Source organism: Rhodanobacter ginsengisoli (genome assembly GCF_042657065.1).
Lineage (GTDB): Bacteria > Pseudomonadota > Gammaproteobacteria > Xanthomonadales > Rhodanobacteraceae > Rhodanobacter > Rhodanobacter ginsengisoli.
On record NZ_JBHSNF010000001.1, the window covers coordinates 1,878,608 to 1,905,355 of the forward strand.

General features: G+C 66.9%; 29 protein-coding genes and 1 pseudogene. 18 read left to right on the plus strand and 12 right to left on the minus strand.

From position 1 onward, the window contains the following. The first annotated feature begins 1 nt into the window (after position 1). The 13 genes from ACFPPA_RS08680 (at position 2) to ACFPPA_RS08740 (ending at position 14,097) form a co-directional block, all read left to right on the plus strand. Entirely contained in the window at positions 2-829 is an 828-nt protein-coding gene (locus ACFPPA_RS08680) for an FAD/NAD(P)-binding protein (protein WP_377319254.1), read from the plus strand. A gap of 1 nt (position 830) precedes the next feature. Next, positions 831-1,607 carry an NADH-quinone oxidoreductase subunit B family protein gene (locus ACFPPA_RS08685; protein ID WP_377319256.1) on the plus strand — a complete coding sequence of 259 codons (777 nt, stop codon included), beginning with the start codon at positions 831-833 and terminating at the stop codon, positions 1,605-1,607. Then, entirely contained in the window at positions 1,597-2,886 is a 1,290-nt protein-coding gene (locus tag ACFPPA_RS08690; RefSeq protein ID WP_377319258.1) for a Ni/Fe hydrogenase subunit alpha, read from the plus strand. Before ACFPPA_RS08685 ends, ACFPPA_RS08690 begins: the two co-directional genes overlap by 11 nt. Continuing rightward, a complete protein-coding gene (locus tag ACFPPA_RS08695; RefSeq protein WP_377319260.1) occupies positions 2,883-3,392 on the plus strand; it encodes a hydrogenase maturation protease in 510 nt (169 codons plus the stop codon). Before ACFPPA_RS08690 ends, ACFPPA_RS08695 begins: the two co-directional genes overlap by 4 nt. A gap of 198 nt (positions 3,393-3,590) precedes the next feature. Next, positions 3,591-3,869: a hydrogenase maturation nickel metallochaperone HypA/HybF gene (locus ACFPPA_RS08700; RefSeq protein WP_377319262.1), complete on the plus strand. Its 279-nt coding sequence runs from the start codon at positions 3,591-3,593 to the stop codon at positions 3,867-3,869. A gap of 1 nt (position 3,870) precedes the next feature. Next, positions 3,871-6,192, plus strand: coding sequence for a carbamoyltransferase HypF (hypF, locus tag ACFPPA_RS08705; protein WP_377319264.1), 2,322 nt, complete (start codon positions 3,871-3,873; stop codon positions 6,190-6,192). After that, entirely contained in the window at positions 6,192-6,431 is a 240-nt protein-coding gene (locus ACFPPA_RS08710) for a HypC/HybG/HupF family hydrogenase formation chaperone (protein ID WP_377319266.1), read from the plus strand. The genes hypF and ACFPPA_RS08710 overlap by 1 nt, the downstream gene beginning before the upstream one ends. Continuing rightward, a complete protein-coding gene (gene hypD, locus ACFPPA_RS08715) occupies positions 6,428-7,549 on the plus strand; it encodes a hydrogenase formation protein HypD (RefSeq protein WP_377319268.1) in 1,122 nt (373 codons plus the stop codon). Before ACFPPA_RS08710 ends, hypD begins: the two co-directional genes overlap by 4 nt. Further along, on the plus strand, positions 7,546-8,595 hold the full coding sequence (gene hypE / locus ACFPPA_RS08720) for a hydrogenase expression/formation protein HypE (protein WP_377319270.1): 1,050 nt from the start codon (positions 7,546-7,548) through the stop codon (positions 8,593-8,595). The genes hypD and hypE overlap by 4 nt, the downstream gene beginning before the upstream one ends. Positions 8,596-8,718: 123 nt before the next feature. Then, positions 8,719-10,554 carry an AMP-binding protein gene (locus tag ACFPPA_RS08725; RefSeq protein WP_377319272.1) on the plus strand — a complete coding sequence of 612 codons (1,836 nt, stop codon included), beginning with the start codon at positions 8,719-8,721 and terminating at the stop codon, positions 10,552-10,554. After that, positions 10,551-12,644, plus strand: a complete 2,094-nt coding sequence (gene pdhA / locus ACFPPA_RS08730; protein ID WP_377319274.1) for a pyruvate dehydrogenase (acetyl-transferring) E1 component subunit alpha — start codon at positions 10,551-10,553, stop codon at positions 12,642-12,644. The genes ACFPPA_RS08725 and pdhA overlap by 4 nt, the downstream gene beginning before the upstream one ends. Before the next feature lie 11 nt (positions 12,645-12,655). Then, positions 12,656-13,840 (plus strand): dihydrolipoamide acetyltransferase family protein, encoded by a 1,185-nt coding sequence (locus ACFPPA_RS08735; protein WP_377319276.1) that lies wholly within the window; start codon positions 12,656-12,658, stop codon positions 13,838-13,840. Then, positions 13,837-14,097 carry an acyl carrier protein gene (locus tag ACFPPA_RS08740; protein ID WP_377319278.1) on the plus strand — a complete coding sequence of 87 codons (261 nt, stop codon included), beginning with the start codon at positions 13,837-13,839 and terminating at the stop codon, positions 14,095-14,097. The genes ACFPPA_RS08735 and ACFPPA_RS08740 overlap by 4 nt, the downstream gene beginning before the upstream one ends. A 174-nt stretch (positions 14,098-14,271) precedes the next feature. On the opposite strand, the gene ACFPPA_RS08745 is transcribed toward ACFPPA_RS08740, so the two are convergent. The 10 genes and pseudogenes from ACFPPA_RS08745 to ACFPPA_RS08790 all read right to left on the minus strand — a co-directional run bounded on the left by ACFPPA_RS08745 (position 14,272) and on the right by ACFPPA_RS08790 (position 19,296). Then, positions 14,272-14,544 (minus strand): hypothetical protein, encoded by a 273-nt coding sequence (locus tag ACFPPA_RS08745; RefSeq protein WP_377319280.1) that lies wholly within the window; start codon positions 14,542-14,544, stop codon positions 14,272-14,274. A gap of 88 nt (positions 14,545-14,632) precedes the next feature. Next, a complete protein-coding gene (locus ACFPPA_RS08750; RefSeq protein WP_377319282.1) occupies positions 14,633-14,944 on the minus strand; it encodes an SEC-C metal-binding domain-containing protein in 312 nt (103 codons plus the stop codon). After that, on the minus strand, positions 14,941-15,792 hold the full coding sequence (locus ACFPPA_RS08755; RefSeq protein WP_377319468.1) for a VC1465 family Xer recombination activation factor: 852 nt from the start codon (positions 15,790-15,792) through the stop codon (positions 14,941-14,943). The genes ACFPPA_RS08750 and ACFPPA_RS08755 overlap by 4 nt, the downstream gene beginning before the upstream one ends. Then, positions 15,789-16,067, minus strand: coding sequence for a hypothetical protein (locus ACFPPA_RS08760; protein WP_377319284.1), 279 nt, complete (start codon positions 16,065-16,067; stop codon positions 15,789-15,791). Before ACFPPA_RS08760 ends, ACFPPA_RS08755 begins: the two co-directional genes overlap by 4 nt. A gap of 85 nt (positions 16,068-16,152) precedes the next feature. After that, complete coding sequence (locus ACFPPA_RS08765) at positions 16,153-16,449, minus strand: YlcI/YnfO family protein (RefSeq protein WP_377319286.1); 297 nt, start codon at positions 16,447-16,449, stop codon at positions 16,153-16,155. A gap of 364 nt (positions 16,450-16,813) precedes the next feature. Continuing rightward, positions 16,814-17,173, minus strand: a pseudogene (locus tag ACFPPA_RS08770) (VC1465 family Xer recombination activation factor); the annotation flags it as partial. A gap of 169 nt (positions 17,174-17,342) precedes the next feature. Further along, complete coding sequence (locus ACFPPA_RS08775) at positions 17,343-17,792, minus strand: hypothetical protein (RefSeq protein WP_377319288.1); 450 nt, start codon at positions 17,790-17,792, stop codon at positions 17,343-17,345. Further along, positions 17,789-18,049 carry a helix-turn-helix domain-containing protein gene (locus tag ACFPPA_RS08780; protein ID WP_377319290.1) on the minus strand — a complete coding sequence of 87 codons (261 nt, stop codon included), beginning with the start codon at positions 18,047-18,049 and terminating at the stop codon, positions 17,789-17,791. The genes ACFPPA_RS08775 and ACFPPA_RS08780 overlap by 4 nt, the downstream gene beginning before the upstream one ends. Position 18,050: 1 nt before the next feature. Next, entirely contained in the window at positions 18,051-18,575 is a 525-nt protein-coding gene (locus ACFPPA_RS08785) for a DUF2975 domain-containing protein (RefSeq protein WP_377319292.1), read from the minus strand. 43 nt (positions 18,576-18,618) lie between these two features. Continuing rightward, entirely contained in the window at positions 18,619-19,296 is a 678-nt protein-coding gene (locus ACFPPA_RS08790) for a hypothetical protein (RefSeq protein ID WP_377319294.1), read from the minus strand. A 549-nt stretch (positions 19,297-19,845) separates the two neighbouring features. Between ACFPPA_RS08790 and ACFPPA_RS08795 the strand changes: the two genes are divergently transcribed. The 3 genes from ACFPPA_RS08795 (at position 19,846) to ACFPPA_RS08805 (ending at position 22,559) form a co-directional block, all read left to right on the plus strand. Beyond that, positions 19,846-20,763, plus strand: a complete 918-nt coding sequence (locus ACFPPA_RS08795) for an NADP-dependent oxidoreductase (protein WP_377319296.1) — start codon at positions 19,846-19,848, stop codon at positions 20,761-20,763. A 152-nt stretch (positions 20,764-20,915) separates the two neighbouring features. Continuing rightward, positions 20,916-21,956, plus strand: coding sequence for an AraC family transcriptional regulator (locus tag ACFPPA_RS08800; RefSeq protein ID WP_377319298.1), 1,041 nt, complete (start codon positions 20,916-20,918; stop codon positions 21,954-21,956). Between the two features lie 354 nt (positions 21,957-22,310). Next, positions 22,311-22,559, plus strand: a complete 249-nt coding sequence (locus tag ACFPPA_RS08805; protein ID WP_377319300.1) for a hypothetical protein — start codon at positions 22,311-22,313, stop codon at positions 22,557-22,559. A 120-nt stretch (positions 22,560-22,679) separates the two neighbouring features. Here the strand turns inward: ACFPPA_RS08805 and mug are convergent, their stop codons facing one another. Continuing rightward, complete coding sequence (mug, locus tag ACFPPA_RS08810) at positions 22,680-23,213, minus strand: G/U mismatch-specific DNA glycosylase (RefSeq protein WP_377319302.1); 534 nt, start codon at positions 23,211-23,213, stop codon at positions 22,680-22,682. Between the two features lie 59 nt (positions 23,214-23,272). Further along, the gene (locus ACFPPA_RS08815) at positions 23,273-23,902 is read right to left on the minus strand and encodes a TetR/AcrR family transcriptional regulator (RefSeq protein ID WP_377319304.1); all 630 of its coding nucleotides are present in this window, start codon (positions 23,900-23,902) and stop codon (positions 23,273-23,275) included. A gap of 166 nt (positions 23,903-24,068) precedes the next feature. Here ACFPPA_RS08815 and ACFPPA_RS08820 point away from each other — a divergent pair, with 166 nt between their 5' ends. Together ACFPPA_RS08820 and ACFPPA_RS08825 are read left to right on the plus strand one after the other, a co-directional pair. After that, positions 24,069-25,241 (plus strand): HlyD family secretion protein, encoded by a 1,173-nt coding sequence (locus ACFPPA_RS08820; RefSeq protein ID WP_377319469.1) that lies wholly within the window; start codon positions 24,069-24,071, stop codon positions 25,239-25,241. After that, entirely contained in the window at positions 25,238-26,734 is a 1,497-nt protein-coding gene (locus ACFPPA_RS08825) for a DHA2 family efflux MFS transporter permease subunit (RefSeq protein ID WP_377319306.1), read from the plus strand. Before ACFPPA_RS08820 ends, ACFPPA_RS08825 begins: the two co-directional genes overlap by 4 nt. The last annotated feature ends 14 nt before the right edge of the window (positions 26,735-26,748 follow it).

The following is a 26,748-nucleotide window of genomic DNA, read 5'->3' on the forward strand; positions in this document are numbered from 1 at the left end:
GGTGAGCGTCGCGAGCTTCGTGCCCCGGGTCTATCGCGTCGCACGCGTGCGGCGCGAGCTGTCCGATACGGTCACGCTGGAGCTGGTGCCGCCGGCTGGTGCCTGTCCGCCGTTCGAGCCGGGGCAGTTCAACATGCTCTACGCGTTCGGGGTCGGTGAGGTGGCGATCAGCATCAGCAGCGATCGCGGCGAACCTTCGGCGTTTGTGCACACCGTGCGCGATGTCGGTGCGGTCAGCGCCGCGATCGCCGGACTTCAACCGGGCGCGTCGATCGGCCTGCGCGGCCCGTTCGGCACCGGCTGGCCGGTGGCCGCGGCGGAGGGCGCCGACATCGTCTTCGTGGCCGGCGGGCTGGGCCTGGCGCCGCTGCGTCCGGCCATCCAGCGGGTGCTGGCCCATCGCCACCGCTATGGCCGGATCGTGATCCTGTTCGGCACTCGCCATCCCGCGGAAATGCTCTACAGGCACGAGCTGGAGCACTGGCGCCAGCATCCGGGCGTGGAGCTCGAGGTGACCGTCGACCATGCCGATGCCGACTGGCATGGTCACGTCGGGGTGGTGCCGGCGCTGATCCCCCGGGCCACTTTCGATCCGCACGAAACGGTGGCCATGGTCTGCGGACCGGAAGTGATGATGCGCTTCACGGTGAGCGCCCTGCGTGACGCCGGCGTACCCACCGGGCGCATCCACGTATCGATGGAACGCAATATGAAATGCGCCATCGGCTTGTGCGGCCACTGCCAGTTCGGTCCCACCTTCATCTGCAAGGACGGGCCGGTGATGCGCTTCGACCGCATCGCCGACATCTTCGCCACACGGGAGGTGTGAGATGGCCGTGCAAAAGCGCCCCCGCCTCGCGGTCTGGAAATTCGCCTCCTGCGACGGCTGCCAGCTTTCCCTGCTCGATTGCGAGGACGAGCTGCTCGCGCTCGCCGACGCGATCGAGATCGCCAATTTCCCCGAGGCGTCGAGCGCCATCGAAAGCGGCCCCTACGATCTGTCGCTGGTCGAAGGCTCGATCACCACGGCACACGATGCCGAGCGCATCCAGGAAGTGCGCCGGCAGTCCCGCCACCTGGTGACGATCGGCGCCTGCGCCACCGCGGGCGGCATCCAGGCGCTGCGCAACTTTGCCGATGTCGACGAATTCGTCGCCGCGGTCTACGCCTCGCCTGACTATATCCAGACGTTGGCGACCTCGACGCCAATTTCCGCGCACGTGCCGGTCGACTTCGAGCTGCATGGTTGTCCGATCAACAAGCTCCAGCTGCTGGAGGTGATCTCGGCGTTCCTGGCCGGGCGCAAGCCGGCGGTGGCCGCGCACAGCGTATGTATCGAGTGCAAACGCCGCGGCACCGTGTGCGTGATGGTGCAGGGCACACCGTGCCTGGGGCCGGTGACCCATGCCGGCTGCGGCGCGATCTGCCCGGCGTTCCGCCGCGGCTGCTACGGCTGCTACGGACCGATGGAGACACCCAACACCGCGGCGCTGGCACGCGAGTGGCAGGCACTGGGCGCCCGGCCGCGGGACATCCGTCTTGCGCTGCGCACCTTCAACGCCGCGGCGGAACCTTTCCGCAAGGAGAGCGAGCGTCATGGCGACTAAGACGATCCGCGTCGACTACCTTGCCCGCGTCGAAGGGGAGGGCGCGCTGGACCTGGAGATCGGCGAGGGCCGGGTGACCTCGGCACAGCTGCGCATCTTCGAGCCGCCGCGTTTCTTCGAGGCGTTCCTGCGCGGCCGCGGTTATGCCGAGACGCCGGACATCGTCGCGCGCATCTGCGGGATCTGCCCGATCGCTTACCAGATGAGCGCGGTGCACGCGATCGAGAACGCCTTCGGCGTCAGCGTCGGCGGGCAGCTGCGCAACCTGCGCCGGCTGATCTATTGCGGCGAGTGGATCGAGAGTCACGCGTTGCATGTGGTGATGCTGCACGCTCCCGATTTCCTCGGCTTTCCCGACGGCATCCGCATGGCGCAGGAACACGGCGACATCGTCCGCGACGGCCTGGCCCTGAAGAAGGCCGGCAACGAGCTGATGCGCGTGCTGGGTGGGCGCGAAATCCACCCGGTCAACGTCAAACCCGGCGGCTTCCATCGGGTGCCTTCCCGTGCCGAACTGGAGCCGGTGAGCGAGAGCCTCAAGCGGGCCCGCGACCTGGCCGAGCGCCTGCTGCGCTGGGTGGCGACGTTCCCGTTCCCGGAGTTCGAACGCGACTACGAGTTCGTGGCGCTGCGCCATCCCGACGAATACCCGTTCAACGTAGGGCGGCTGGTCTCGAATCGGGATATCGACATCGACATCGCCGACTACGAAACCGAGTTCGAGGAGCGCCATGTGGCGCATTCGACCGCGCTGCATTCGTTGCTCAAGCGCCGCGGTGCCTACCTGGTCGGTCCGTTGGCGCGCTATGCGCTCAACGCCGACCGCCTGCCGGACGCGGTGCGGCAACTCGCCGGCGAGGTGGGACTCGGGCCGGTTTGCCGCAACCCGTTCCGCAGCATCGTGGTGCGCGCGCTGGAGATCGTCTACGCCTGCGAGGAAGCGCTGCGCCTGATCGCCGCCTACGAGCCGCCGGAGCTCGCCGCCGTGCCGTTGGAGCCCCGCGCCGGCACCGGCTTCGGCTGCACCGAGGCGCCGCGCGGCATCTGCTGGCATCGCTACGATTTCGAGGCAGACGGCAGCATCCGTGCCGCGCGCATCGTGCCACCCACCTCGCAGAACCAGCCCAGCATCGAGGCGGACCTGGTCGCGGTGGCCTCGTCGGTGCTGGACCAGCCCGACGAGGTGATCCGCGACCGCTGCGAGCAGAGCATCCGCAACTACGATCCGTGCATTTCCTGCTCGGCCCATTTCCTCAAGCTGGCGGTGCACCGGCGATGAACGCATCGACCGACAGGCGGGCGTGCAAGGTGCTGGTCGCCGGGATCGGCCACCCCGATCGCGGCGATGACGGTGTCGGCGCGGCCGTCGCCGCTGCCCTCGCCGGCCGGCTTCCGCCGGACGTCGGGGTGCTCGCCCGCAGTGGTGACATGCTGGCCCTGCTGGACGACTGCGTGGGCTTCGACGCGCTGATCTGCGTGGATGCCGCCGCGCCGATGGGTACACCCGGAAAAATTCATCGCATCGACACCGCGGTGGACACCCTTCCATGCGACGCCTCTTTCGCCTCGAGCCATGCGCTTGGCCTGGCCGAAGCGATCGAACTGGCCCGCACCCTGGGAACCGCACCGCCGACCATCATCGTCTACGCGATCGAAGGCGCCAGTTTCGATGACGGGGCGGGGTTGAGCGCGCCCGTCGCGCATGCCGTCGGCGAGGCAGCCAGACACATCGTCGCCGAGGTCGAACGGCTTCGGCGGCACGTGGCCGAGGAGACCAGCACATGACCGCCTGCACCGTTGCCGCCGGATGGTGTCGATCCAGCGCGGCCGCGCGGACCGGGGCTGGGGTCTCAGCACTGCGCAGCATGCGCAAGGGCATGTTATTGGGGACCGGACGCTGGGCCAGGGGGTGCCGCGAACTGCACGGCCATCGCCACGCCCGGTGCGTAATTCAGCCCCGCAACTGCAGGGAGCCAACCGCCCATGCATGAAACAGGCATCGTTCGTGATCTGGTCCGCCGCCTGGAGCAGGCGGCGCGGGAGCAGGGCGCCGGGCGCGTCTGTGCGGTGGTCGTCTGGCTCGGCGCATTGAGCCAGTTTTCGCCGGAGCATTTCCGCGAACATTTCGATGACGAGGCGCGCGGCACGCTGGCCGAAGGGGCGGCGCTGAGCATCGTCGCCTCGGGGGATCCCGCCGACCCGCATGCCCAGCATGTGATGCTGCAGAGTGCGGAGTTTTCCGTGCCGGACGAGGAGGGATGAGATGAACCTCTTGCACCACCCGACATCCGCGGTTGCCGAAGAGCGGCAACGGCTGCGGCTGGACGTGGGCGGCGCGGTGCAGGGCGTGGGATTCCGGCCGTTCGTGCATCGGCTGGCGCGTGAGGAGGGTCTGGGTGGTTTCGTCCGCAATACCGGTGCCGGCGTGACGCTGGAGGTCGAGGGGCCGGCGCCTGCGATCGAGCGTTTCCTCGACCGGCTCGACCGCGACATCACTGCGCCCGCCGCGATCCACCGACGGGCGCTGCGCCGGCTGGCGCCGCGCGACGAACGCGAATTCGTGATCGCCGCGAGCGCCAGCGATGGCGAATGCTCGGCGGTGATCCTGCCCGACCTGGCGACCTGTGCGGCCTGTCTTGCCGAGATCCTCGATCCTGACGACCGCCGCTACCGCTACCCATTCACCACCTGCACCCACTGCGGGCCGCGCTACAGCATCATCGAGGCGGTTCCCTACGACCGCGACCGCACCACGATGCGGCGCTTCGCCATGTGCCCGGCCTGTCAGGCGGAATACGACGATCCGGCTTCGCGCCGCTTCCACGCCGAAACCAACGCCTGTCCGGATTGCGGGCCACGACTCGCGTGGTGGGACCGGCACGGCGCCGTCGTGGCCATGGCGGATCGGGCGCTGCTGCAGGCCGTCGATGCCTTGCGCCGCGGCGAGATCGTGGCGTTCAAGGGGCTGGGTGGCTTCCAGTTGCTGGTCGATGCGCGCAACGACGATGCCGTGTGCCGGCTGCGCGAGCGCAAGCGGCGTCCGGCCAAGCCGTTTGCGCTGATGGTGCGCACCTTGGCCGATGCGCAGGCGATCGCGCAGGTGGATGCCGAGGAGGCGCGCCTGCTGGGTTCGGCCGCCGCGCCGATCGTCCTGCTGCGCGCGCGACCGACCGCCAGCGCGATCGCGCCCGCGGTCGCTCCGGGCAATCCGCAGTGGGGCGTCATGTTGCCGTACACGCCGTTGCATCACCTGTTGCTGCACGAACTCGACTTTCCGCTGGTCGCCACCAGCGGCAACCGCGGCGAGGAGCCGATCGTCGTCGACGAAACGCAGGCGCTGGCGCGGCTCGATGGGCTCGCCGACGGCTTCCTGGTGCACGATCGCCCGATCCGGCACCGCGTCGACGACTCGGTGGTGCGGCTCATCGCCGGCCAGCCGAGCGTGTTGCGGCGGGCACGCGGTCATGCACCGCTGGCACTCGACGATCCCGCGTCGACCACCCCGCTGCTGGCACTCGGGGGGCATCAGAAAACGGCCGTCGCGGTCGCCGTGCAGGGGCGCATCGTGCTCGGGCCGCACATCGGCGATTTGGGCGGCGCGGAAACCCGCGAAGCCTACGGGCAATCCGTCGACGACCTGCTCGGGCTCTACCGCGTGCAAGCGCAGGCCGTTGCCTGCGACCGCCACCCCGACTACCACAGCACGCGCCTGGCCGATCGCCTGGGACCGGCGGTGCGGCGGGTGCCGCACCATCTGGCCCATGTGCTGGCGGGGATGCTGGACAACGGCCTGGACGGTGCCGTGCTCGGCGTGGCCTGGGACGGCAACGGCTACGGCGATGACGGCACGTTGTGGGGCGGCGAGTTCCTGAGGGTGGACGGCGCGCAGCATCGCCGCGTCGCCAGTCTGTGGCCGTTCTGCCTGCCCGGCGGCGAGGCGGCGATGCGCGAGCCGCGGCGTGCCGCACTCGGTGTGCTGCACGCGCTGTTCGGTGCGCCGGCGATGGCGATGACCGCGCTGGCGCCGGTCGCCGCGTTTGCGCCGACCGAACGACCGCTGCTGGCCCGGATGCTGGCGCGCAAGGTCAACGCACCCTCGACCTCCAGTGCCGGCCGGCTGTTCGATGCGGTCGCCTCGATTCTCGATCTGTGTCAGCAGGCCAGCTTCGAGGGCGAGGCGGCGATGGCCGTCGAGTTCGCCGCGGCGCGTGCCGAACGCGCGGCGACCGTCGCGCTGCCGCGGCTGGTCGAGAACGACGGCATGCTGCTGGTCGACTGGCGACCGACCCTGACCGATCTAGTGGCGGCCCGTGGCGAAGGCGTGTCGGTGGAGGCGCTGGCGGCGGCATTCCACGAGGCGCTGGCCGAAGCCATCGTCGCGGTAGCCACGCGGATCGGCTGCGACCAGGTGCTGCTGACCGGTGGCTGTTTCCAGAATGCCCGACTCACCGAGCTGGCCGTGTCGCGGCTGCGCGAGGCGGATCTGTCACCGTACTGGCATCACCGGATTCCGCCCAACGACGGCGGCCTCGCCGCCGGCCAGGCTGTCGCCGCAGCCCGGTTCCCGCAAGAGGAGAATCGCTGATGTGCCTCGCCGTGCCCGGACAGTTGCTGAGCGTCGACGACGGTGACGCGCTGACCCGGCAGGGCCGTGTCAGCTTCGCCGGCGTGGTCAAGGTGGCCAGCCTGGCCTACGTCCCGGAGGCCCGGCCCGGCGACTACGTACTGGTGCACGCGGGCTTTGCGATCACCGTGCTCGACGAAACCGAAGCACGGCGCACGCTTGCCTACCTTGCCGACTTCGTGCCGGAGGAACTGCCGTGAAATACGTCGACGAATTCCGCGACCCGGCCGCGGCGCGGCGCTACGCCGAAGCGATCGCCCGCATCACCACGCGGCCGTGGACGATCATGGAGATCTGCGGCGGACAGACCCATGCGATCGTGCGCCACGGCATCGACCAGATGCTTCCCGACGGGATCGCGCTGCTGCACGGACCGGGCTGCCCGGTGTGCGTGACGCCGGCCGGCATCATCGATGCCGCCATCGCCATCGCGACGCGACCCGGGGTGATCTTCTGCTCGTTCGGCGACATGCTGCGGGTGCCGGGCGAGGGCGGCAGCCTGCTGGCGGCCAGGGCCCGCGGCGCCGACGTGCGCATGGTCTATTCGCCGCTGGACGCGCTGGCGATCGCACGCGCGCACCCCGGGCGCGAGGTGGTGTTCCTCGCCATCGGCTTCGAGACCACCGCGCCGACCACGGCCATGGCGGTGCTGCAGGCCGAACGCGCGGGCCTGGCCAATTTTTCCCTGCTGGTCTCGCATGTGCTGGTGCCGCCGGCGATCGAGGCCCTGCTCGGTGACCCCGACAATCAGGTGCAGGGTTTCCTGGCTGCCGGGCACGTCTGCACGGTGATGGGCTACCGCGAGTACGAACCGATCGCGCGTCGCCATGGCATCCCCATCGTGGTCACCGGCTTCGAGCCGCTGGACCTGCTGCAGGGCCTGTACCTGTGCATTCGCCAGCTGGAGCAGGGCAGGGCCGAGGTGGAGAACCCCTACAGCCGCTCGGTGCGGCGCGACGGCAATCGCGCGGCGCGCGAGGCGATCGCCCGGGTGTTCGCGGTGCAGCCGCAGCGCTGGCGCGGCATCGGCGACATCCCGGCCAGCGGCCTTGGCCTGGCGCCGACGTATGCGCGCTACGACGCATTGCGGCGTTTCGCCGACGTCGCGGTACCGCCCGAACGCGTGGGCGAATGCATCAGCGGCGAGATCCTGCGTGGCGTGAAGAAACCGACGGACTGCCCGGCCTTCGGCACCCGCTGCACGCCCGAGCATCCGCTGGGCGCGACCATGGTGTCGTCCGAGGGGGCCTGCGCGGCGTATTACCGTTACCGTCGGCCGCACGCGCTCCAGGCGACGACGACGGGAGGCACGCCATGAACCGGAAGCCGCCGTTCGCACCGCAATGCCCGATCCCGGCGACCACCGGCGATGCGATCGAGCTGGCCCATGGCGGTGGCGGCCTGCTGACCCGGCGGTTGATCGACGGCCTGTTCCGACCGGCCTTCGCCGAAACGGCGGACGATCTCACCCATGACGGCGCGGTGTTCGAGATCGACGGTGCCCGGCTGGCTTTCAGTACCGACTCCTACGTGGTGCGGCCGCTGTTCTTTCCCGGCGGCGACATCGGCACGCTGGCCGTCAACGGCACGGTGAACGACCTGGCGATGTGCGGCGCCGAGCCGCTCTATCTGAGCGTCGGGCTGGTGCTCGAGGAGGGCTTTGCCATCGCCGACCTGAGCCGTGTGATCGCCTCCATGCGGCAGGCCGCCACGGCGGCGGGGGTGCGGCTGGTTACCGGCGATACCAAGGTCGTCGAACACGGCAAGGGCGATGGGTTGTACATCAACACCTCGGGCGTGGGGCGTCTGTTCGCAGCAGCGCGGGTTGCCCCGACCCGGGTCCGCCCGGGCGACGTGGTGGTGCTGAGCGGCGACATCGGTCGCCACGGCATGGCCGTCATGGCTGCACGCGAGGGGCTCGGTTTCGAAACGCCGATCCTCAGCGACTGCGCGCCGGTGGCGCTGGCCGTGCGCCAGTTGTTCGAGGCCGGCATCGAGGTGCACTGCCTGCGCGACCTGACCCGCGGAGGCCTGGCCACCGCGCTGATCGAGATCGCCGACACCGGCGGCGTCGGCATCCGCCTGGACGAGGCGGCCATCGCGGTGGCGGAGCCGGTACGCGGCGCCTGCGAAATCCTCGGGCTCGATCCGCTCTATGTCGCCAACGAAGGCCGTTTCGTCGCCATCGTGCCGGCCGCGGCTGCCGGGCAGGCCGTCGACGTGCTGCGACGCTTCGGCGAGCAGGTGGCGGTGATCGGAACGGTCGAGGAGGGCGCGCGTGGAGCGACGGTCAGCCTGAGCACCATCGGCGGCTCGCGGGTACTGGACATGCTGTCGGGGGAGCAGTTGCCGAGGATCTGCTAGCCGCTTCATCAGGTGGCCGCGTTGCATGGAACCGTGCCATTCGGGGCCCGACTTGATAGAGATCAAATCGGACGGGCAGGCGCAGGTCTAAGTTGGAGGCCGCTTTCCCGCAGGAGTCCTGCCGTGGAATGGGCGGTCATTCACAAGGTTTTGAATCGCGGGGCGGGTGCACCGAATCTCGGTGACTACGAGCAGGTGCGGAAAGCCTTCTCCTGGGACCAGGCCCGCAACGAGCTTGCTGGCCTGCCGGGGGGCGGCGGCATCAATATCGCGTACGAAGCGCTCGACCGGCATGTGCATGAGGGCCGCGGCGAGCGGGTCGCCTTGCGCTGGCTGGCGAAGGAGGGTGGCGTCGGCGACTTCAGCTATGCCGAGCTGGCCGAACTCAGCAGCCGTTTTGCCAGCGCGCTGAACGATCTTGGCGTACAGCGTGGCGAGCGCGTTTTTACGCTGCTCGGGCGCGTCCCCGCGTTGTACGTCGCCGCGTTCGGCAGCTGGAAGCATCGCGCGGTGCTGTGCCCGTTGTTTTCCGCGTTCGGTCCCGAGCCGATTGCCGCGCGCATGGCGATCGCCGAACCGGCTGTGCTGGTGACCAGCGCCCAGCTGTTTCGGCGCAAGGTCATGCCGATCCTGGGACAGCTGCCGTACCTGCGGCACGTGATCCTGGTCGATGGCCTGGTCGCACCGATGCCGGCGGTGCCGCTCGCTGCGGGGGAATCGCCCGCGCCGGCGGCGCAGTCCGCACCGGAAACAACGGAGACGTCGGACGGGCGCATCGTGGATTTCCAGGAGCTGCTCGACTCGGCCTCTCCCGAGTACACCATCGGACCCACCGATCCGGAAGATCTCGCGACGCTGCATTTCACCAGTGGCACCACCGGCCGGCCGAAGGCCGCGATGCACGTGCATGCAGGCGTTACCGCCCATCGCGCCACCGCGATGCTGGCGCTGGACCTTCGCCCCGACGACGTCTACTGGTGCACTGCCGACCCGGGCTGGGTCACCGGGACGTCCTACGGCATCATCGGCCCGCTCGCGGTCGGCTGCACGCTGATCGCCGACGAGGAGGAGTTCGACGCCGAGCGCTGGTATCGCACGCTGGCGGAACAGCACGTCGACGTCTGGTACACCGCACCGACCGCGATCCGCATGTTGATGAAGGCCGGCGACGAGCTGGTGAAAGGGTATGACCTCTCCGCGCTGCGTTTCATTGCCAGTGTCGGCGAGCCGCTCAACCCCGAGGCCGTGGTGTGGGGCCAGCGGGTGCTTGGCCTGGCAATCCACGACAACTGGTGGCAGACCGAGACCGGCGGCATCATGATCGCCAATTACGCCTCGATGGACATCAAGCCGGGCTCGATGGGACGGCCGTTGCCCGGCATCGAAGCGGCCGTCGTGCGCCGTGCCGGGCAGGGCGTCGAGGTGATCACGGAAGCCGGCCGCGAGGGCGAGCTGGCGCTTCGCCAGGGCTGGCCGTCGATGTTCCGTGGTTACCTGAAGGAGGACGAGCGCTATGCAAAGTGTTTCGTCGGTGGCTGGTACCTCAGCGGCGACCTGGCCCGGTGCGACGAGGACGGCTATTTCTGGTTCGTCGGCCGCGCCGATGATGTGATCAAGTCCGCGGGACACCTGATCGGCCCGTTTGAAGTGGAAAGCGTGCTGATGGAGCACCCGGCCGTCATCGAGGCCGGGGTGATCGGTGTGCCCGATCCGATCGCGCGGGAAGCGGTCAAGGCGTTTGTCGCGCTGCGCCCCGGTCATACCGCCGGGGAGGCGCTGCGAAAGGAGCTGCTGGCACACGCCCGCAAGCGCCTGGGACCGGCCGTCGCACCTCGCGAGATCGCCTTCCGCGACAGCCTGCCCAGGACCCGTTCCGGCAAGATCATGCGGCGACTGCTGAAGGCGCGCGAGCTGGGACTGCCCGAAGGCGATTTGTCGACCCTGGAAGGTGGCGCATGAGCACCGCCAAACCGCTCAAGGTACACGTGACGCGCGAGCATGCGCGCGAACTGATGCGGCAGATGATCCTGATCCGGCGCTTCGAGGAAAAATGCGCGGAGCTGTACACGCAGGAGAAGATCCGTGGCTTCCTGCATCTGTACATCGGCGAGGAGGCCAATGCGGTCGGCGTGATGCAGGCGCTGACCAGCGAGGATGCCGTCGTCGCCACCTATCGCGAACACGGTCATGCGCTGGTGCGCGGCCTGCCGGCATCGGCGGTGATGGCCGAAATGTATGGCAAGGTCACCGGATGCAGTCGCGGCCACGGCGGATCGATGCACCTGTTCAGCGCCGCGCAACGCTTCTACGGCGGCAATGCGATCGTGGGCGGTGGCCTGCCGCTGGCGGTAGGGCTGGCCCTGGCCGACAAGCTGAGCGGCCGGCCACGCGTGACCTGCTGCTTCTTCGGCGAAGGGGCCGCGGCCGAAGGGGAGTTCCACGAATCGCTGAATCTGGCGGCACTGTGGAAGCTGCCGGTGCTGTTTGTCTGCGAGAACAACCGCTACGCGATGGGTACGGCACTGGAGCGCTCCGAATCGGTGACCGACATCCATCGCCACGCCGAGTCCTACGGCATGCGCGCCGAGATCGTCGACGGCATGAACGTGGTCGACGTCGAGGTGGCCGCCCGTCGGGCCGCCGAAGCCATCCGTGCCGGCGAGGGGCCATGCTTCCTGGAGAGCCATACCTACCGCTTCCGCGCCCACTCGATGTTCGACCCCGAGCTGTACCGCGACAAGGCGGAGGTCGAGGAATGGAAGCGACGCGGTCCGGTCGTGCGCTTCACCGAATGGACCCTCGCCAACGGCACGCTGCATCAGGACGATCTGGACGCGATCGAGGCCGAGGTCGCCCGGGTCATCGACGAAGCCGTCACCTTCGCCGAGCAATCGCCGTGGGAGCCGGTGGGCGAGCTTCTGCATGATGTCTACGCCCCCAGCCCTTCGCTTTCGGCGGAGGGGCTGCTCCCGAACGGGCAGGCGACCGAACCGCCGCCAGTTGGCGGCGTCAACGACGCCGCAGCGGCGCCGTCCCGTTCGCTGCTTGCGCTGGAGCCGGAAGCGGGGCATGCCCGCATCAGTTACCGCGATGCGGTGCGCGAGGCCATGCGCGAGGCGTTGTTGCGCGACGAGCGTGTGTTCCTGATGGGCGAGGACGTGGGCCGCTACGGTGGTGCCTATGCCTGCTCCAAGGGGCTGCTGGCCGAATTCGGCGAACAGCGCATCCGCGATACGCCGCTGTGCGAATCCGGTTTCGTCGGGGCCGGCATCGGCGCGGCACTGGGCGGCATGCGGCCGATCGTCGAAGTGATGACGGTCAACTTCAGCCTGCTGGCGCTGGACCAGATCGTCAACAACGCGGCCACGGTGCGCCACATGTCCGGAGGTCAGCTCTCGGTGCCGCTGGTGATCCGCATGGCCACCGGCGCCGGCCGCCAGCTCGCCGCTCAGCATTCGCACAGCCTGGAATGCTGGTATGCACATGTGCCCGGCATCCGCGCGGTGGCGCCGGCCACCGTGGCCGATGCCCGAAGCATGCTGCGCAGTGCGCTGCTCGACCCGAATCCGGTGGTGATCTTCGAGCACGCCACGCTCTACAACGACCAGGACGAGCTGCCCACGGGAGATGCACTGATCGTCGATATCGATCATGCGGCGATACGCCGGCCGGGCCGCGACGCGACCCTGATCACCTACGGCGGAAGCCTGAAGAAGACCCTGGAAGCCGCCGAAGCATTGGCGGGGGAGGGCATCGACTGCGAAGTGATCGACCTGCGCTCGCTGCGCCCGCTGGACATGCCGACCCTGCTCGAATCGGTGCGCCGCACGCATCGTGCGGTCATCGTCGACGAGGGCTGGCGCACCGGTAGCCTGGCCGGCGAGATTGCCGCCCAGCTCGGTGAACAGGCGTTCTTCGAGCTGGATGCGCCGATCGCCCGCGTGTGCAGCGCCGAGGTGCCGATCCCGTACCCCCATCACCTGGAAACGGCCGCCACGCCGCAGGTCGAGGGCATCGTGGCCGCTGTGCACGGGCTGTTACGCCGATGAGCGAGTTCCGCATGCCATCGCTGGGTGCCGACATGGACGCGGCGACGCTGGTCGAATGGCTCAGGCAGCCGGGTGACCCGGTGCGGCGCGGCGACGTGATCGCGGCGGTCGAGACGCAAAAGGGCGTGATCGAAATCGAGACCTACGAAGACGGCGTGCTGGACGAGCTCTACGCGCAGGTCGGTCAGCGCGTGCCCGTGGGTGCCGTCCTGGCGCGTATCCGCAGCGACGGGCAGGGGCCGAGTGCAGCGCCGTCGAAGCCCTTGCCGTCAGCGGCCGGAACTGCCGCACCGGCACGGCGATCGCCTCCCGCATCCGTACCGGCACCAACACCAGCAGCGGAACCGCCACAGCCGGCCACGCCACGGATCACGCCGGCGGCCCGGAAGCGTGCGCAGCAACTCGGCCTCGACGTGGCGACGGTGACGCCGGGGCCGGAGGGTGTGGTCGGCCTGCGTGAAGTCGAGGCCGTCCAGGTGACATCTGCCACGCCGTCGCGAGCCGCGGCGCCGGGCCGCAAACCCGGCCTCGATCTGGACCAGATGCGTCAAGCCATCGCTGCGGCGATGGCACGCTCCTGGCGGGAGATCCCGCACTACTTTGTCAGTTCGACCCTCGACTTGACCCCGCTGCTGACCTGGCTGGAGCAGGAAAATGCACGACGCCCGATCGCCGGGCGCGTGCACTACGCGGCGTCCCTGATCAAGGCCTGCGCCCTCGCACTGAAGGCGGTGCCGGCGCTCAACGGTCACTATGGCGAGCACGGGTTCGAGCCGGCGTCCCGAGTGAACCTCGGGGTGGCCGTCGCGCTGCGTGGCGGTGGCCTGATCGCGCCGGCGATCCTCGATGCGGACACGCTGACGCTCACCGAGGTGATGGAACGCCTCGACGATCTGGTGGCGAGGGTCCGTGGCGGACGCCTGCGCAGTTCGGAAATGACAGCGGCAACCGCAACCCTGTCCAACCTCGGCGACGACACGGCCGATGCCCTGCAACCGGTGATCTATCCGCCGCAGGTCGCGATCATCGGTTGTGGCCGCATCGCCGAACGTGCGTGGGCTCATCAGGGAACGGTGAGCGCATGCCGCACGATGACGGTCGCCGTCGGTGGCGACCACCGCGTCAGCGATGGCCGCAGCGCGGCGAAGTTCCTCAACCACCTCGATGGCCTGCTGCAGCAACCGGAGCAGTTATGAGCAATGCGGACTTCGAAAAAACGGTGCGTGATGCGCTGTACGCGATCGCCCCGGACCTGGAGGGCGAGCCGATCGACCCGGCACGCCGCTACCGTGACCAGTTCGAGTTCGACTCGATGGATTTCCTGCACTACGTGATCGAGCTGCATCGCCTGACCGGCGTCGAGATTCCCGAGAGCGACTATCCCAAGGTCGAAACCCTGGCCGGTGCCGTGGCCTACCTCACGGATCGATCGGTAGCGGGTTCCACGCATTGAGCGACCACATGGTGAAGGAATAGAGAGATCATGGCCCGGGTGGGGAAGTCGCGGCTTTGCATGCGATGCCACTGAAAACGGTATTGGTGGCAAGGCGGTCTCGCCGAATCTGACGAGTACCGTGGTGCATCCCATATTTCGCATAATGTATAGCCTTCGCGGCTCGGCTCGCCATTATCTCGCCCCCAGTGTGACGCCATTATGTGGGCGATTTTCTGGGGTGGCAAACTGTGCATTTTCAGGCACAACTTTTCCGGCATTATCTCGACCCGCCGCAGGCCGGTAGGCGTCGATTCTGTCAAGCAGGTAATCCGTTATCTCAGCCATCGCGGCAGGGTCAAGATCACACGCCGGATCTGCCTTCTGCCGGTTGAGCTCTTCGAGCAGTTGCCGCCACGCGTTGAGCAGGGTCTTGCTGGTGTAGGGCTTCGCACTGCGACCTTTCATGTCATCATTCCTTGGGGCTTCGGCCCCGGTTGTTGTTGCACCCGAGGCCCCCGGCTCGCTCGCCAGCAGATGGGGGCCTCACTTTTTCTCAGGTAGCGCCGTGGCAAAACTTCCACTTCTTGCCGCTCAGACAGGGGCAGGGTGCATAGACCCCGCCTGCCGGTTCCGCGTAGACAGCCGGAGCCGCCACGATCGACGAGACAGGCTTTTGACCCACCGCCGCCGGGGTGGCTCTGGCCGCCACCGCAGACACCGAGGCCAGGTCGACCCGCCGCGCATCGAGGTAGTCACGCAGCGCCACGGAGCACAGCGCATTGAGCGAAATACCGAGCGCCGCGGCATAGGTCTCAGCGTCGTTTTTGAGCCCATCGGGCAGCCGAAGGGTGGTCGAAGAGGTCATGTGTGGGGTCCGTAGGGGTGCTTTTGGCCCCTGTTAGTATCTGGGCCAACCACCACCAACCTTTCCCCCAGCTGGAGTGGTGTAAAGCCAGAAATCAAGGAGTTAGCGACGGTTTCCGCAGTCTCCTGACTGCAAGATGACGTCAGAATGACGTCACGGGGAAGAGTACACCCGGAAACAGAATCGACGCCGATCCACTGTGCCAGTCCGACCGCATTGGCGCAAGCAGGCTCGCGGATCGCACGGCCGCCGCCGGCGCCTGCGGCTTGCCCGGAGGCGGCCGCTTTCGCCCGCTCGTCCGCACCGCGATCAAGAGCGGTTTGGCAGGAATGGGCCGAGGCGTGGACCGCCGTCGACGCGGGCAGAGTGTCCGCTCTTCGACCTGGCATCGCGATCAAGAGCGGGTCGCCGTCCCTCACCGGTGCGGCTGCTGGAACTGACTCGCCGGCCGACGGCCGGGTTGCAACGTCGTAGCCCTGACGCCAGAACCGGGCCTGCTCGACGGTCAGCCACCACAGGCGCATCGACTCGACGGTGAACAAGCGCCCGCAGGGTGAGCAAAGGCCGAGGCGGTTGATCGTCCAGCCGTCCCACGCATCATGAAGGCCGCCCAGCTCGCCGGAACGCACGATCCGCAGCAGCCGCACGACAGACCACGGCACCCGGTTACGGCCAGCGTCCCAGTGCCGGATGGTGCGCACGGAGACCCCGAGGTAATCGGCGGCCCGCTGACGACTCAGCAGGCAGGTATGACGCAGCTCGCGGAAGCCCTCCGGGGAGATGTGCCAGACCCGGCGCCGTGCCTTCCTTGATTTCGCATAATGTATAACTGCCGGCGGTTGTCTCAGTCATTACCGCCCCCTGATCCTGCCTGATTATCGGGCCGATTATCTCGGGGTGGCAAACGGTGCATTTTCAGGCACGCTTTTTCAGTACTGCGCGCCGGCTGAACCGGCCTGTACGCGTCGATTCTGTCAAGCAGATAATCGGTCACGTTGGCGACCGCTTCGGGGTCCAGATCACATGCCGGATCGGCCTTGATCCGGTTGATATCTTCCAGCAGTTGCCTCCATGCGTTGAGCAGGGTCTTGCTGCTGTATGGCTTCGCACTGCGACCTTTCATGGCATCATTCCTTCGGGCTTCGGCCCGGTTGCGTTGAGCAATCGCGGCACCCGGTCAGCCTTCGAAACGGGCCGGGTGTCGCACTTCAAGGCCGCCCGTGGCAGCGCTTGTACTTCTGGCCGCTCCCGCAGGGACACGGATCGTTCGCCCCCACCTTGGGCACGGTCTGGACCGGTGGAGCCGTGATCGCCCTGGCGGATGACCGGACAGGCCCAGTCGACGGCAGGCCGGTGGAGCCGAGCCGTTTGCCCTGATAGGTCACCCAGTTCCGCACCGCCTGCACGATGAACGCGTTCATGGTCAGCCCTTGCTGCGCGGCCACGTCCGCCGCTTGGCTGGCCAGCTCGGGGGGGAGTCTCAGGGTCAGTCGCGTCGTTTCCATCGGTCACTCCACTGGATAAAGTGACGTCATTCTGGTGTCTTTCCGGTGTCAGCACAACCCCCGCGCGACGGCCGTCTGATGCCGTTTCGTGTACCGACGTCTCACTTGTTGCATTACTGACAAGCCCCAGTGCACGGCCACCGCGCGCCCCGGCCGCTGCGCGGCCGGGACACACGGCTCCCGCGCCCTGATTGCTGCTGCTGCAAACGGTGGCCACGGGGAAAGCGGTTTGGCAGGAAGGGGCCGGGGCAGGGATCGCCGACGACGCGGGCAGGGTGTCCGCGCTTCGCCCTGGCCCTTCGATCAAGGGCACTGCTGCGCAGGCGTCCGCAGGGGCTGGCGCCCCCACACCCCCGAGCGTGGCCCGGTCATAGCCCTCACGGAACAGGGCCGCTTGCGTCAGGGTCAACCACAGGTGGCGCATGTCGCGCTCCGCGTAGACCCGGCCATCCGGCGAGACCAGCCGATCGCGCCAGATCGTCCAGCCCTCCCAGCCGTCCAGCAGACCGCCCAGCTCCCCGGCACGCCGCAGCCGCAGCAGGCGCACGACCGACCACGGCACGCGGTTGTGGCCGGCATCCCAGTACCGGACGGTGCGCAGCGAGACGCCGAGGTACGCGGCGCAGGCTTGGCGGCTCAGCAGGCACGCATGCCGCAGCTCGCGGAACTGTTCCGGGGAGACATGCCAGACCCGGCGAGAGCGCCGCTTACTGGCCCGCGGCACCCCCTTGGCAACTTCGCATAATGTATATTATGTAAAATTAAATCATGCCCTGGCAATGGCTGGAAGTCAGTCACTTCAGTTCACGCCGAATGTTGACTTCCCGAGCCGCTGAGTCAATCACGAGAATTCGCTTCATATGGGCCTGACGCTCAGGCGACGCTGCCTTTGATCAGCGCCAGCGTGCGCCGGTCCGCTTTACGTAATGACGGTAGACGTAGCCCCATGGGATGACGAGCGGCATAAGGATGACGCCCATGCCGATGTTGAAGAAATCCTCCGTGAAAGTCGGCGGCAGCTTTCCTGCAGACCATTGCGGCAAGCCATAAGCCAGCATCCAGAGAGACTTCCACACGAACTCGAACATCAACAGCGGAAGCATTTCGAGAGGGTATCTGATGCCGACGAATGCCAGTACCCATACGGCGCCGAGCAGGCTCGGGATGACGCCCCGACTGATCACCGGGTGGCTGACGATGTTGGGCACGATCATCGCGCCGAGCCCTATCACGAGCAGCAGATAGGTCGCGCGCAGAACATAGATGCGGACAAGCGAAACCTTTTCAGCGACATTCGCCTGCCGAGTTTCGTTTGTAGCGGGGTCATGTGCAGTCGCGATCATGCTGAACTCCTTTGCCGGGAAGCCTTGCGAAGTTGTTCGGAGCCGGAGATGGACTCCGGGACGAATTCCAGAATGTCCCCGGGCTGACAGTCGAGTGCGCCGCAGATGGCTTCAAGTGTTGAGAAGCGGATGGCGCGAGCCTTGCCGGTTTTGAGAATTGAAAGGTTGGCAAGCGTGATGTCGACCCGCTCCGCCAGCTCGGTCAGGGTCATTCGCCGCTCGTGGAGCAGCTCATCGAGCTTGATGGCGATGGCCATGTCACACCGTCCCTTCGAGGTCCTGGCGCATCAACGCGCCTTCCGCGAAGACACGCGCGAGGACGAAGGTCAGGATGACCGCCAGCCATCCGCTGGGCGAGAATCCGGCATCGAGATGAAGCGGATGTCTGGGTGTCGAAACGGCTTTGCCGACAAGGCCGATGACGAGGCTGAGCATCTGCTGCGCGAGCAGAATCCAGGCGATCGCCTGCAGGCGGGATGCGTTCGCCACAATGAAAGGGTCGCCGGCGCGAACAGTCTGGACCATCGCCACCAGGCGCTTGAGCATGGAGAGGTTCAGCGGGACGCCCGCGAGTCCGAGTGCTGCAACCCCACGCATGCCGAAGAGCAGCAGCCCGGATTGTGCCGAGAGTGGGAGGCCCAGGGCCGTCAAAGTCCATTGGGGGGCCGCAAACATCCCTACGAGGATCGCAAGGACGATTGCCCCGTAGATCCAGTTCAGAAGGATCAGGGCGCGCAGGACAACATGGGCGATCTGCAGTGCGGAAGATGAAGGCCGGGACATCGATCGTGCACTCCATGAGAGATATTGATAAACGATACCTTATTTATCGCCAATCGGCAAGTAAGTTATCGCATATCAATAACCAACATGCGGGCGCCGGTAGACCGCCGTCGCGCTCATGGTTGGGAACCAGGCCCAAGGAATGGGTACCTGAAATGGCTGGAAGCCCGTGTCGGAGAGATGCCCGCGACAGCGCCTTACGTTGTTTCGCGAACGGCGGTTCAAGGTCGGGTCTCTGCCTGTCGCAGCTTGCCGGGGCACCAAGCGGAACCGCAAGGTCAGCCCGCCAACAGCAGACGTAAAACGTCATCTGTCGCTGCAAAAGTCTGCTTTCACACAGCGTGGATCTGAAGCCCTCCCCTACCCCCGATAACCGACCCTGATCGCCCAGGTTGGCCGAGTTGCTCCGGCGACGCAGGCGGGGGAACCGGCCAGCCGCTTCGGTATCCGCACGGACCGTGCCGAAACACTTGAAGCAGGTCCATACGAGCGCGAGCTTGCGGGTCCCGGGCGAAAGCAATCCGCTCTTGCCCGCGATGCGGTAAGCGGCGATGCCTTCGTGTTCTAGGGCAAGCGCGGTCTGGATAACGCCGACGTCGTTCGGACGAACCATCGCGGTCGACATCGCTCTGCTGGCGAACAGGCTCGCGGTGCCGACGCCAGGTGTCGCAACGCCGGCTCGCGCGAGGAACTTCCGCCGATCACCCTTTGACTCATGCATGGACTTTCTCCTCATGGAGTCTCTGACATTGGAAACCCCACGCGCGGCGCTCATCAATGCGCTTGCGTGCCGGTGAAGATCATCGACAGTGTGATCGGGTGGATGGTCCTTTCCTGGCGGTCTTCGGAGCCTGGCGAGCAATTTTGGACGACGACGCACGGCAATTGGACGAAGCCGCACGCGTATGCGATCGAGTCGGGTTGTCTGGCGGACGAGGCCACGAGAGACTACCCATGTCGAATATCTCCGCTTACCTGCCCGACGACTTTCAGACGTGCGCCATCATGCGCAGCACTTCGCTTCGAGCGCGTGCCCTTCCGTTCGTGCATCGCGGATACAACGGTCGCTCCTCGAGGCTCTTTGCCGAAGCAGCAGTTCGCGTTGATATTGTGGTAACGCGCTCGGGAGCATCCTTTTCCCGCGCGCGGCGGAAGGCCGCCCGGTCAGCCTCATGTGTACAGATTCGTTCTGTTTCCGACATCGGACGTCCGGCTTTCCATCCCTGCAACAGCTCCACCAAAGAGACAAATCAGCGAGGAGACACTTCAAATGAAAGCGATCGTGGTGACGGACCAGGCCGCGGGAACGGCCGGGATGAAGCTGATGGAGCGCCCCGAGCCGCAGGCAGCGATAAATGACGTTGTCGTTCAGATTCACGCATCGGGATTCGTTGGGACTGAGTTGGAGTGGCCCTCCACGTGGACCGATCGCCGCGATCGTGATCGAACACCGTCGGTCCTCGGCCACGAGTTGGCCGGGGTGGTCACTTCGCTCGGATATGGCACGACAGGTCTGTTGGTGGGACAGCGGGTGTTCGGCATCGCGGATTGGTATCGTGACGGCACCTTGGCCGAGTATGTGGCGATCGAGGCGCGCAACCTCGCGCCGCTGCCGGGTGACGTCGACTTCACGGTGGGCGCGAGCCTGCCCATCTCGGGACTGACCGCGTGGCAAGGGCTGTTCCAGCACGGCCGCCTTCAGGCGGGCCTGAGCGTCCTGGCGCACGGCGCAGCCGGCGCAGTCGGTTCGATGGTGACGCAACTCGCACGAGAGGCCGGCGCCTACGTCATCGGCACCGGGCGCGCCGCCGACCGTCAGAAGGCGCTCGACTTCGGTGCGAACGAGTTCGTCGACCTTGACAACGACGTCCTGGAAGACGTCGGCGGAGTCGATCTGGTGTTCGATGTCATCGGCGGCGACATCCAGAAGCGGTCCGCTGCGCTGGTTCGAGCCGGAGGAACGCTCGTGACCGTCGTCGGACCGACGGATGTTCGCCCCGCCGACGGCCGCACCATCGATTTCGTCGTCGAGGCCGACCCGACCCAACTGTCCGAGATCGTCCAGCGGGTGCGGGACGGGCGGCTGCGTACGAACATCGGCAAAATCGCGACCCTCGACGATGCCGTCGCCACCTTCAACGCGACCGAGCGGCACGCGGGGAAGACGGTCATCCGCGTTCGTCCTTGAGAAATCGGGTTCTTTGCCGAGGACGTCGAGCCTGTCGAAACATAGCCCTGACAGTGGCGCAATCCGCGGCTTGGATCGCTCTTGTCGCGTCATGCCTTGGTTGGTGGTAACCCAATGGCACTCGACGAAACCCGCTACATGATTGCGCTCTCATGAGAAGCTCCGATTTCGACAAATTGTTCACGCGGGATCCGACCTCGTCGGCTTCGCCGTACCCACCCGCGTCGCTAGCAGAACGGCTCCTTGATTCCATGGATGTCCGGGCCGAGGCCTTCGCGATATGCCGGATCGCCCGGGATGCGGCACTTGTCATTCCGGCAATTTCAGACCTGAAGATCATGTATGTGCTCGAGGGCACGATGCATCTCTCCGTTGACGGCAACGAGCCGCTGGTAGCGCCGGCGGGCAGTATTGTCCTGCTGCCCAAGAATCTTGCGCGCACGTTGGCGGGACAAGAGTCCGTCAGCCAGACGTACAGTGCCCAAGAGGTCATGCACATGGGGATCCATAACCTCATGTATCTCGACGCATGCGCTGGAGGCGAATACGAAATCCGCGTGTTGTGTGGCCGGATCCGGATCGGCTTTGCCAATGACTTCGATACGTTCGATGGGCTCGTTCGCCCCATAAGTGCCAAGCCGGACAATGACGTTTTTGTCAGAAGCGCGTTTGAAGCGATGCTCGATGAGAGCAGATTCCGTACAGCCGGATCCCAGGCTCTCGCGAATACATTGATGAAGGCGTGTCTGGTCGAGCTGCTTCGCCACGACCTCGACCAATTGCACCGTCCAGGTAGCACACCGTCGATCCTCCTGAAGCCCGGCGTGGGCCGGTCCGTCATCGCTATCCTCTCGCAACCCTCGACAACGCACACGGTGGCCTCATTGGCCAACGCCGCCTGTATGAGTCGTTCCGCTTTTGCGAAGGCGTTCGTGGAAACCACCGGCACGACACCGATCGAATTCGTGACGCGTGCGCGCCTTGCCAAGGCGCGTGATCTGATTGCGGCGACCAAGGGTTCCATCGCATCGATCGCGACAGCAGTGGGCTTCGCCAGTCGCAGCCATTTCAGTTTGCGATTTCGCGAGCGCTACGGCGAAGATCCCACAGCGTATCGCAAGCGAACTCGGCAGAAAGCGGACCCAACCTCCAACGGCCCACCGACGGCGCTCGCTGCCGATCGTCAATCATGATTCACCATCCGCTGCCACCCCCTTCCTGCAGTCCGACGGGTGCTACTCCGGCGGTTTCCAGTGCGATCTGCAGCCGTTCCCCAGTAAGACTGTCCAACCTGATCGGTTCGCTGATGGAGGATCACGGCGAATTCGACGGCGGACTGCCACTGCTGACGCTATCCGGCGCACCTCGAAAAGCAAACCCGTCAGTAGCCCGCGTGCTCATGAGGGCCTCGCCCGTGGCGCTCTTTGCGCGGCTGATGCCGGATGCGGCACGCACCTTGTTCGGCGCGGCTCCGAAAGCACTTTTTTCTAACGCGCGCGAGCCCATGATGCCGGCCCCTCCTGCGTGAAGCCCCCTGGGAGCCACCGATGATCTTCACCGTATTTCTTGTCAGTCCGGATGATGCGAGGATCGAGCACATCGAGGAAGCACCCGAGTTGCTCGAATACGATGGCCGCCCGTTCTCGCTGCGTGGCGGCCCGCGGCGCCCGCAGCCGACCGACCATGAGTGGGACCCCGTCGCGGTGTATGCCCCTGACGAACTGACCGAAGAGGAGTTCCTGGAGCTGTATGAGATCCACCGGAAGCGGGTGCCGGAGTTGAACCTGAAGTATTGAACGGCGGCACCATCGTTCGATGTCAGCAGCCCTGCCCCGCCGCGGTATCCGGGCCTGCCGTCCACACTTGCACCGGCCTGACGTTCCGAACGGGACGGAGGCAGCGCCCGGCATTCCTGCTCACGCGGCGGGAGAACTCGCCACAGACACGCATGTGGCAAGGCGGAGCGCGCGGTAGGCGCCGACCAGCTCGGCCAGGGCGAAGGCGCGATTCCGCCCGCTCGGATTGGGCAGCACCCAGACCGAACTGCCTTGGATCGTTTCCGGCTGGCGTCCCCAGCTAACGGCCATTCGCCCGGACAGCGTGCCGTACGCAGCCTTGCCGAGAAAGGCGATGCAGTCGGGGCGGTAGCGGGCGATCTTCTGCTCGAGGACGGTGGCGGCGGCGAGAAATTCCGCGGACGACAGTTCGTCGGCGCGCGCCGTGGGCCGCTCGACCACCGAGGTCAGGCCACACCGGTAGTCCAGCAGCATGCGGTCGTCCTCGGGGCGCAGGCGTCGGTCGGTAAAGCCGGCCAGATGCAGGGTCTGCCAGAAGCGGTTGCCGCGGCCCGCGAAGTGGTGCCCGCTGGCCGCCGCCTGCAGGCCCGGGTTGATGCCGCAGAACACCACGGCCAGGCCCTCGGCGAGGAGGTCGGGTAGCGCGTCAGCCATGGCTCGACGTGGCGGTGTGGCCGGCTCCGGGAGCGCTTGCGGACATGGGGCGGGCCCGCTTATCCGCAGATCACGGCGACGGCCTTTTCGGCGAACCGTCTCAGGTCTTCACGGGAGCTGCCGGCACGCGCCCGGATGGCCATCGTTTGCATCGTGGCGGTGGCAAGCATCGCCAGTGCCTCCGGGTCGGCGCACCGCTTGAGTTCGCCGGTTTCCTGCGCAAGGCGCAGACGCGCCGCGAAGTCGGCATCGAGCTTGCGGAACCCCTCGCTGACCACCTTGCGGGTCTCCGCATCGTGCACTGCTTCGGTGACGGCGGTTCCCACCACGAAGCACCCACGCGCCCGGCCGCGGCCGGAAAAATAGATTGACAGTGCAGCGTCATAGACGCTCATCAGCGCCTGGTCGAGCGGCAAGTCTCCCCCAAGTACCTCCCGCATCGCGGCGAGCTTGTGCTCCCAGTAGGCGTTAAGCGCCTTCAGGTAGATGGCGCGCTTGTCGCCGAATGCGGCCCGCAGGCTGGGCCGGTTCATGCCGGTGGCCGCGGCGATGTCGTCGAGGGAGGTGCCGGCATAGCCGGTCTTCCAGAAAGCGTCGGTCGCCTGTTGCAGCGCCGCCACCGGCTCGTAGGCACGCGGTCGCCCGCGGGGCTTGCGGGCGCTCTCGTCTTTTTTTGTTCCGTTTTGCATAAAAACCCTTGAACACCGTCGATGACGTGAATATTATACGACACAGTACAAAATTCAACGGACGCCCGGTCCAGCACGAAGGACACCCGCGCCAGGCGCCGCTGCAAGCCGCCGGCTCTCGCGCAGTTCAAGGCGCCACGGCGCAAGCAGGACACCCACAGTGGCGATGCCGCCCCACAACCGCGCCGGCGACGGCGTCACTCACTCGAGATACCGGATTCAGACCATGCATCAGGAAGTCGACGACAACACGAAGGCCCCGGACACAGGGCACGGGCCTGCGGCCGCGACCCGCACGGCAAGGGAAAGGCTGCGCCGGCCATTGATGCTTGCCCTGCCGGTGGTGCTGGCGTTGGGCGGTGCCATCTGGTTCCTCGCCGGCGCACGCTACGTCACGACGGACGATGCGTTCGTTCGCGCGGCGAGGGATTCGATCAATGCCCGGGTGTCCGGCCAGGTGGTGGAGATCCGGGTGAAGGACAACCAGCGGGTCCGCAAAGGCCAATTGCTGTTCCGCGTCGATCCGCAACCGTACCGGATCACCGTGGCCCAGGCCCAGGCGCGGCTGGCCAGTGCGCGCCTGCAGATCCGCGCGCTGAAGGCGACCTATCGGCAGCAACTGGCCGACTCCCTCTCCGCCCGCGATGCAGCCGATTTCGACCGGCGCGAATTCGCGCGCAAGAAAGGACTGCTCGCATCGAACTTCGCCTCCCGCGCCGCCTATGAGCGCGCCGAGACGGACTTCAAGGTCGCCCGGCAGCACCTCGCCTCGGTGCAGCAGCAAGTCGCGCGGACCGTGGCCGGGCTGGATGGCGATCCGGACATCGACGTGGATCAGCATCCGACGGTACGTGAAGCCCGGGCACAGCTGGATCGCGCGCGACTGGACCTGTCCTACACGAACGTCGTCGCGCCCGATGACGGCATCGTGACCAAGGTCGACGACCTCCAGGTGGGCGACTTCGTCCACGGCGGGGCGCCGGTGTTTTCGATGATCTCCAGCCGCGACGTCTGGATCGAAGCCAATTTCCGCGAGACCGGCCTGACCCGGATGCGCCCGGGGCAGCCGGCGACCGTGGCCGTGGACGCCTATCCCGGGCACCCCTTCCATGCCCATGTGGTCAGCATGAGTCCCGGCACCGGGTCGGATCTCTCGGTCCTGCCGCCGGAGAACGCCACCGGCAACTGGGTGAAGGTGGTCCAGCGCCTGCCGGTCCGCCTCGAGCTCGATGCCCCCGACGCGCGCTGGCCGCTCTATTCCGGCATCAGCGTGACCGCGCGGGTGGATACCGGGGCGCAACGGACTCCAGTCGGGACCGTCGCGGACGCACGCCTGTGAGCACGTCCCCTGCCCCGGGCACGACGTCGGTTGGCCATCGCGCCATCGTCGCCGCCGCCCTGCTCTCGACCTATATGCAGGCGGTCAACATTTCGCTGCCGAATGCCGCGGTGCTGCACATCCAGGGCGGCCTGTCGATGACCGACGACGAGATCGGCTGGGTGTTCACCTCCTACATCGCGGCCAGCGCCATCGTCATGCCGCTGATGCACTGGCTGGCCGCCCGGTTCGGGCGCAAGACCGTGTTCCAGACGTCCATTGCGCTCTTCGGCGTGGCGCTGGTGCTCGACACGCTGGCGACGACACCGCTGCAATTCGTGGCCGCGCGCATTTTCCAGGGGGCCGCGGGCGGAATGCTCGCGCCCCTGTCCATGGCGATCCTGCTCGACGAGCTGCCGCCATTGCGGCACGGGCGGATCGGCATGGTGTGGAGCGTGACCTCGCTGCTCGGCATCCTCAGCGGGCCGGGCATCGGCGGCTGGCTCAGCGAGACCTGCGGCTGGCATGCGCTGTTCTGGTTCAGCCTGCCGATGGTCGCGTTCATCCTGCCGGCCATGGGGCTGTGCCTGCGCGAGAAGAAATTCGCCAAGGGGCCGCCATTCGACTTCTTCGGCCTGGCGACCTTCACCCTGGGCGTCGCGGGGCTGCAGATGCTGCTCGATCGCGGCGAGCGCCTGGAATGGTTCGCCTCGACCGAGATCCGGGTGGAAGCCGTCGTCTCGGCGCTGGGCTTCTACCTGTACATCGTGCACGCGCTGACGCGGCGGGAGCACTTCCTCAACAAGGCGCTGTTCCGGGACCGCAATTTCGGGCTCAGCGCGATCATCTTCTTCGCGTTCGGCTTCGTGCTGCTGCCGACGCTGGCGCTGACCTCGCCGATGCTGGAGGAACTGCTCGGCTACCCCGCCGACACCGCCGGCTACCTCACGATTCCGCGCGGTGCCGCGCTGATCGGCGCGTTGATGCTGACCTGGCGTGCGCCGCGGGTGATCGACAACCGGCTGCTGGTGGCCGTCGGCATGGCGCTGGTGATCTATGCCAACTGGCGCATGCTCGGTTACTCGCCGCTGATGGATGGCATGCCGGTGATGGTCGCAGGTGCGCTGCAGGGTGCGGGCCTGGGCATGATGATGCCCGCGCTCACGCGGGAAGCCTTCGGCACGCTGGACCCGACGTTCCGTGCCGAGGGCACGGTGCTGTTCAACCTGTCGCGGCTCTATGGCAGCACGATCGGCGTCGCGATCGTGCAGATCTACTTCTACAACAACACCCAGGCCATGCACCTGGCGCTCGCCAGGCATCTGCGGCCCTACGGCGTCGCCGCACAGGCGACCGGCCCGCTCGCGGGGCCGGCACTCGGCGCGATCAACGAGATGGTCACCGGCCAGGCGGCACTGATCGCGGTGATCGGCCAGTTCAAGCTGCTGATGCTGGTCATGCTCGCGGCCAGCCCGCTCGTCCTGTTCCTCCGCAAACCCCGCCAACGCCTCTGACAGGCCGGAGCCGC

Coding starts and splice junctions, on each gene's coding strand:
- ACFPPA_RS08685 (WP_377319256.1), top strand. CDS start 831: ATGGCCGTGCAAAAGCGCCCCCGCCTCGCGGTCTGGAAATTCGCCTCC.
- ACFPPA_RS08690 (WP_377319258.1), top strand. CDS start 1,597: ATGGCGACTAAGACGATCCGCGTCGACTACCTTGCCCGCGTCGAAGGG.
- ACFPPA_RS08695 (WP_377319260.1), top strand. CDS start 2,883: ATGAACGCATCGACCGACAGGCGGGCGTGCAAGGTGCTGGTCGCCGGG.
- ACFPPA_RS08700 (WP_377319262.1), top strand. CDS start 3,591: ATGCATGAAACAGGCATCGTTCGTGATCTGGTCCGCCGCCTGGAGCAG.
- hypF (WP_377319264.1), top strand. CDS start 3,871: ATGAACCTCTTGCACCACCCGACATCCGCGGTTGCCGAAGAGCGGCAA.
- ACFPPA_RS08710 (WP_377319266.1), top strand. CDS start 6,192: ATGTGCCTCGCCGTGCCCGGACAGTTGCTGAGCGTCGACGACGGTGAC.
- hypE (WP_377319270.1), top strand. CDS start 7,546: ATGAACCGGAAGCCGCCGTTCGCACCGCAATGCCCGATCCCGGCGACC.
- pdhA (WP_377319274.1), top strand. CDS start 10,551: ATGAGCACCGCCAAACCGCTCAAGGTACACGTGACGCGCGAGCATGCG.
- ACFPPA_RS08735 (WP_377319276.1), top strand. CDS start 12,656: ATGCCATCGCTGGGTGCCGACATGGACGCGGCGACGCTGGTCGAATGG.
- ACFPPA_RS08740 (WP_377319278.1), top strand. CDS start 13,837: ATGAGCAATGCGGACTTCGAAAAAACGGTGCGTGATGCGCTGTACGCG.
- ACFPPA_RS08745 (WP_377319280.1), bottom strand. CDS start 14,544: ATGAAAGGTCGCAGTGCGAAGCCCTACACCAGCAAGACCCTGCTCAAC.
- ACFPPA_RS08750 (WP_377319282.1), bottom strand. CDS start 14,944: ATGACCTCTTCGACCACCCTTCGGCTGCCCGATGGGCTCAAAAACGAC.
- ACFPPA_RS08760 (WP_377319284.1), bottom strand. CDS start 16,067: ATGAAAGGTCGCAGTGCGAAGCCATACAGCAGCAAGACCCTGCTCAAC.
- ACFPPA_RS08765 (WP_377319286.1), bottom strand. CDS start 16,449: ATGGAAACGACGCGACTGACCCTGAGACTCCCCCCCGAGCTGGCCAGC.
- ACFPPA_RS08775 (WP_377319288.1), bottom strand. CDS start 17,792: ATGATCGCGACTGCACATGACCCCGCTACAAACGAAACTCGGCAGGCG.
- ACFPPA_RS08780 (WP_377319290.1), bottom strand. CDS start 18,049: ATGGCCATCGCCATCAAGCTCGATGAGCTGCTCCACGAGCGGCGAATG.
- ACFPPA_RS08785 (WP_377319292.1), bottom strand. CDS start 18,575: ATGTCCCGGCCTTCATCTTCCGCACTGCAGATCGCCCATGTTGTCCTG.
- ACFPPA_RS08790 (WP_377319294.1), bottom strand. CDS start 19,296: ATGCATGAGTCAAAGGGTGATCGGCGGAAGTTCCTCGCGCGAGCCGGC.
- ACFPPA_RS08795 (WP_377319296.1), top strand. CDS start 19,846: ATGAAAGCGATCGTGGTGACGGACCAGGCCGCGGGAACGGCCGGGATG.
- ACFPPA_RS08800 (WP_377319298.1), top strand. CDS start 20,916: ATGAGAAGCTCCGATTTCGACAAATTGTTCACGCGGGATCCGACCTCG.
- ACFPPA_RS08805 (WP_377319300.1), top strand. CDS start 22,311: ATGATCTTCACCGTATTTCTTGTCAGTCCGGATGATGCGAGGATCGAG.
- mug (WP_377319302.1), bottom strand. CDS start 23,213: ATGGCTGACGCGCTACCCGACCTCCTCGCCGAGGGCCTGGCCGTGGTG.
- ACFPPA_RS08815 (WP_377319304.1), bottom strand. CDS start 23,902: ATGCAAAACGGAACAAAAAAAGACGAGAGCGCCCGCAAGCCCCGCGGG.
- ACFPPA_RS08820 (WP_377319469.1), top strand. CDS start 24,069: ATGCCGCCCCACAACCGCGCCGGCGACGGCGTCACTCACTCGAGATAC.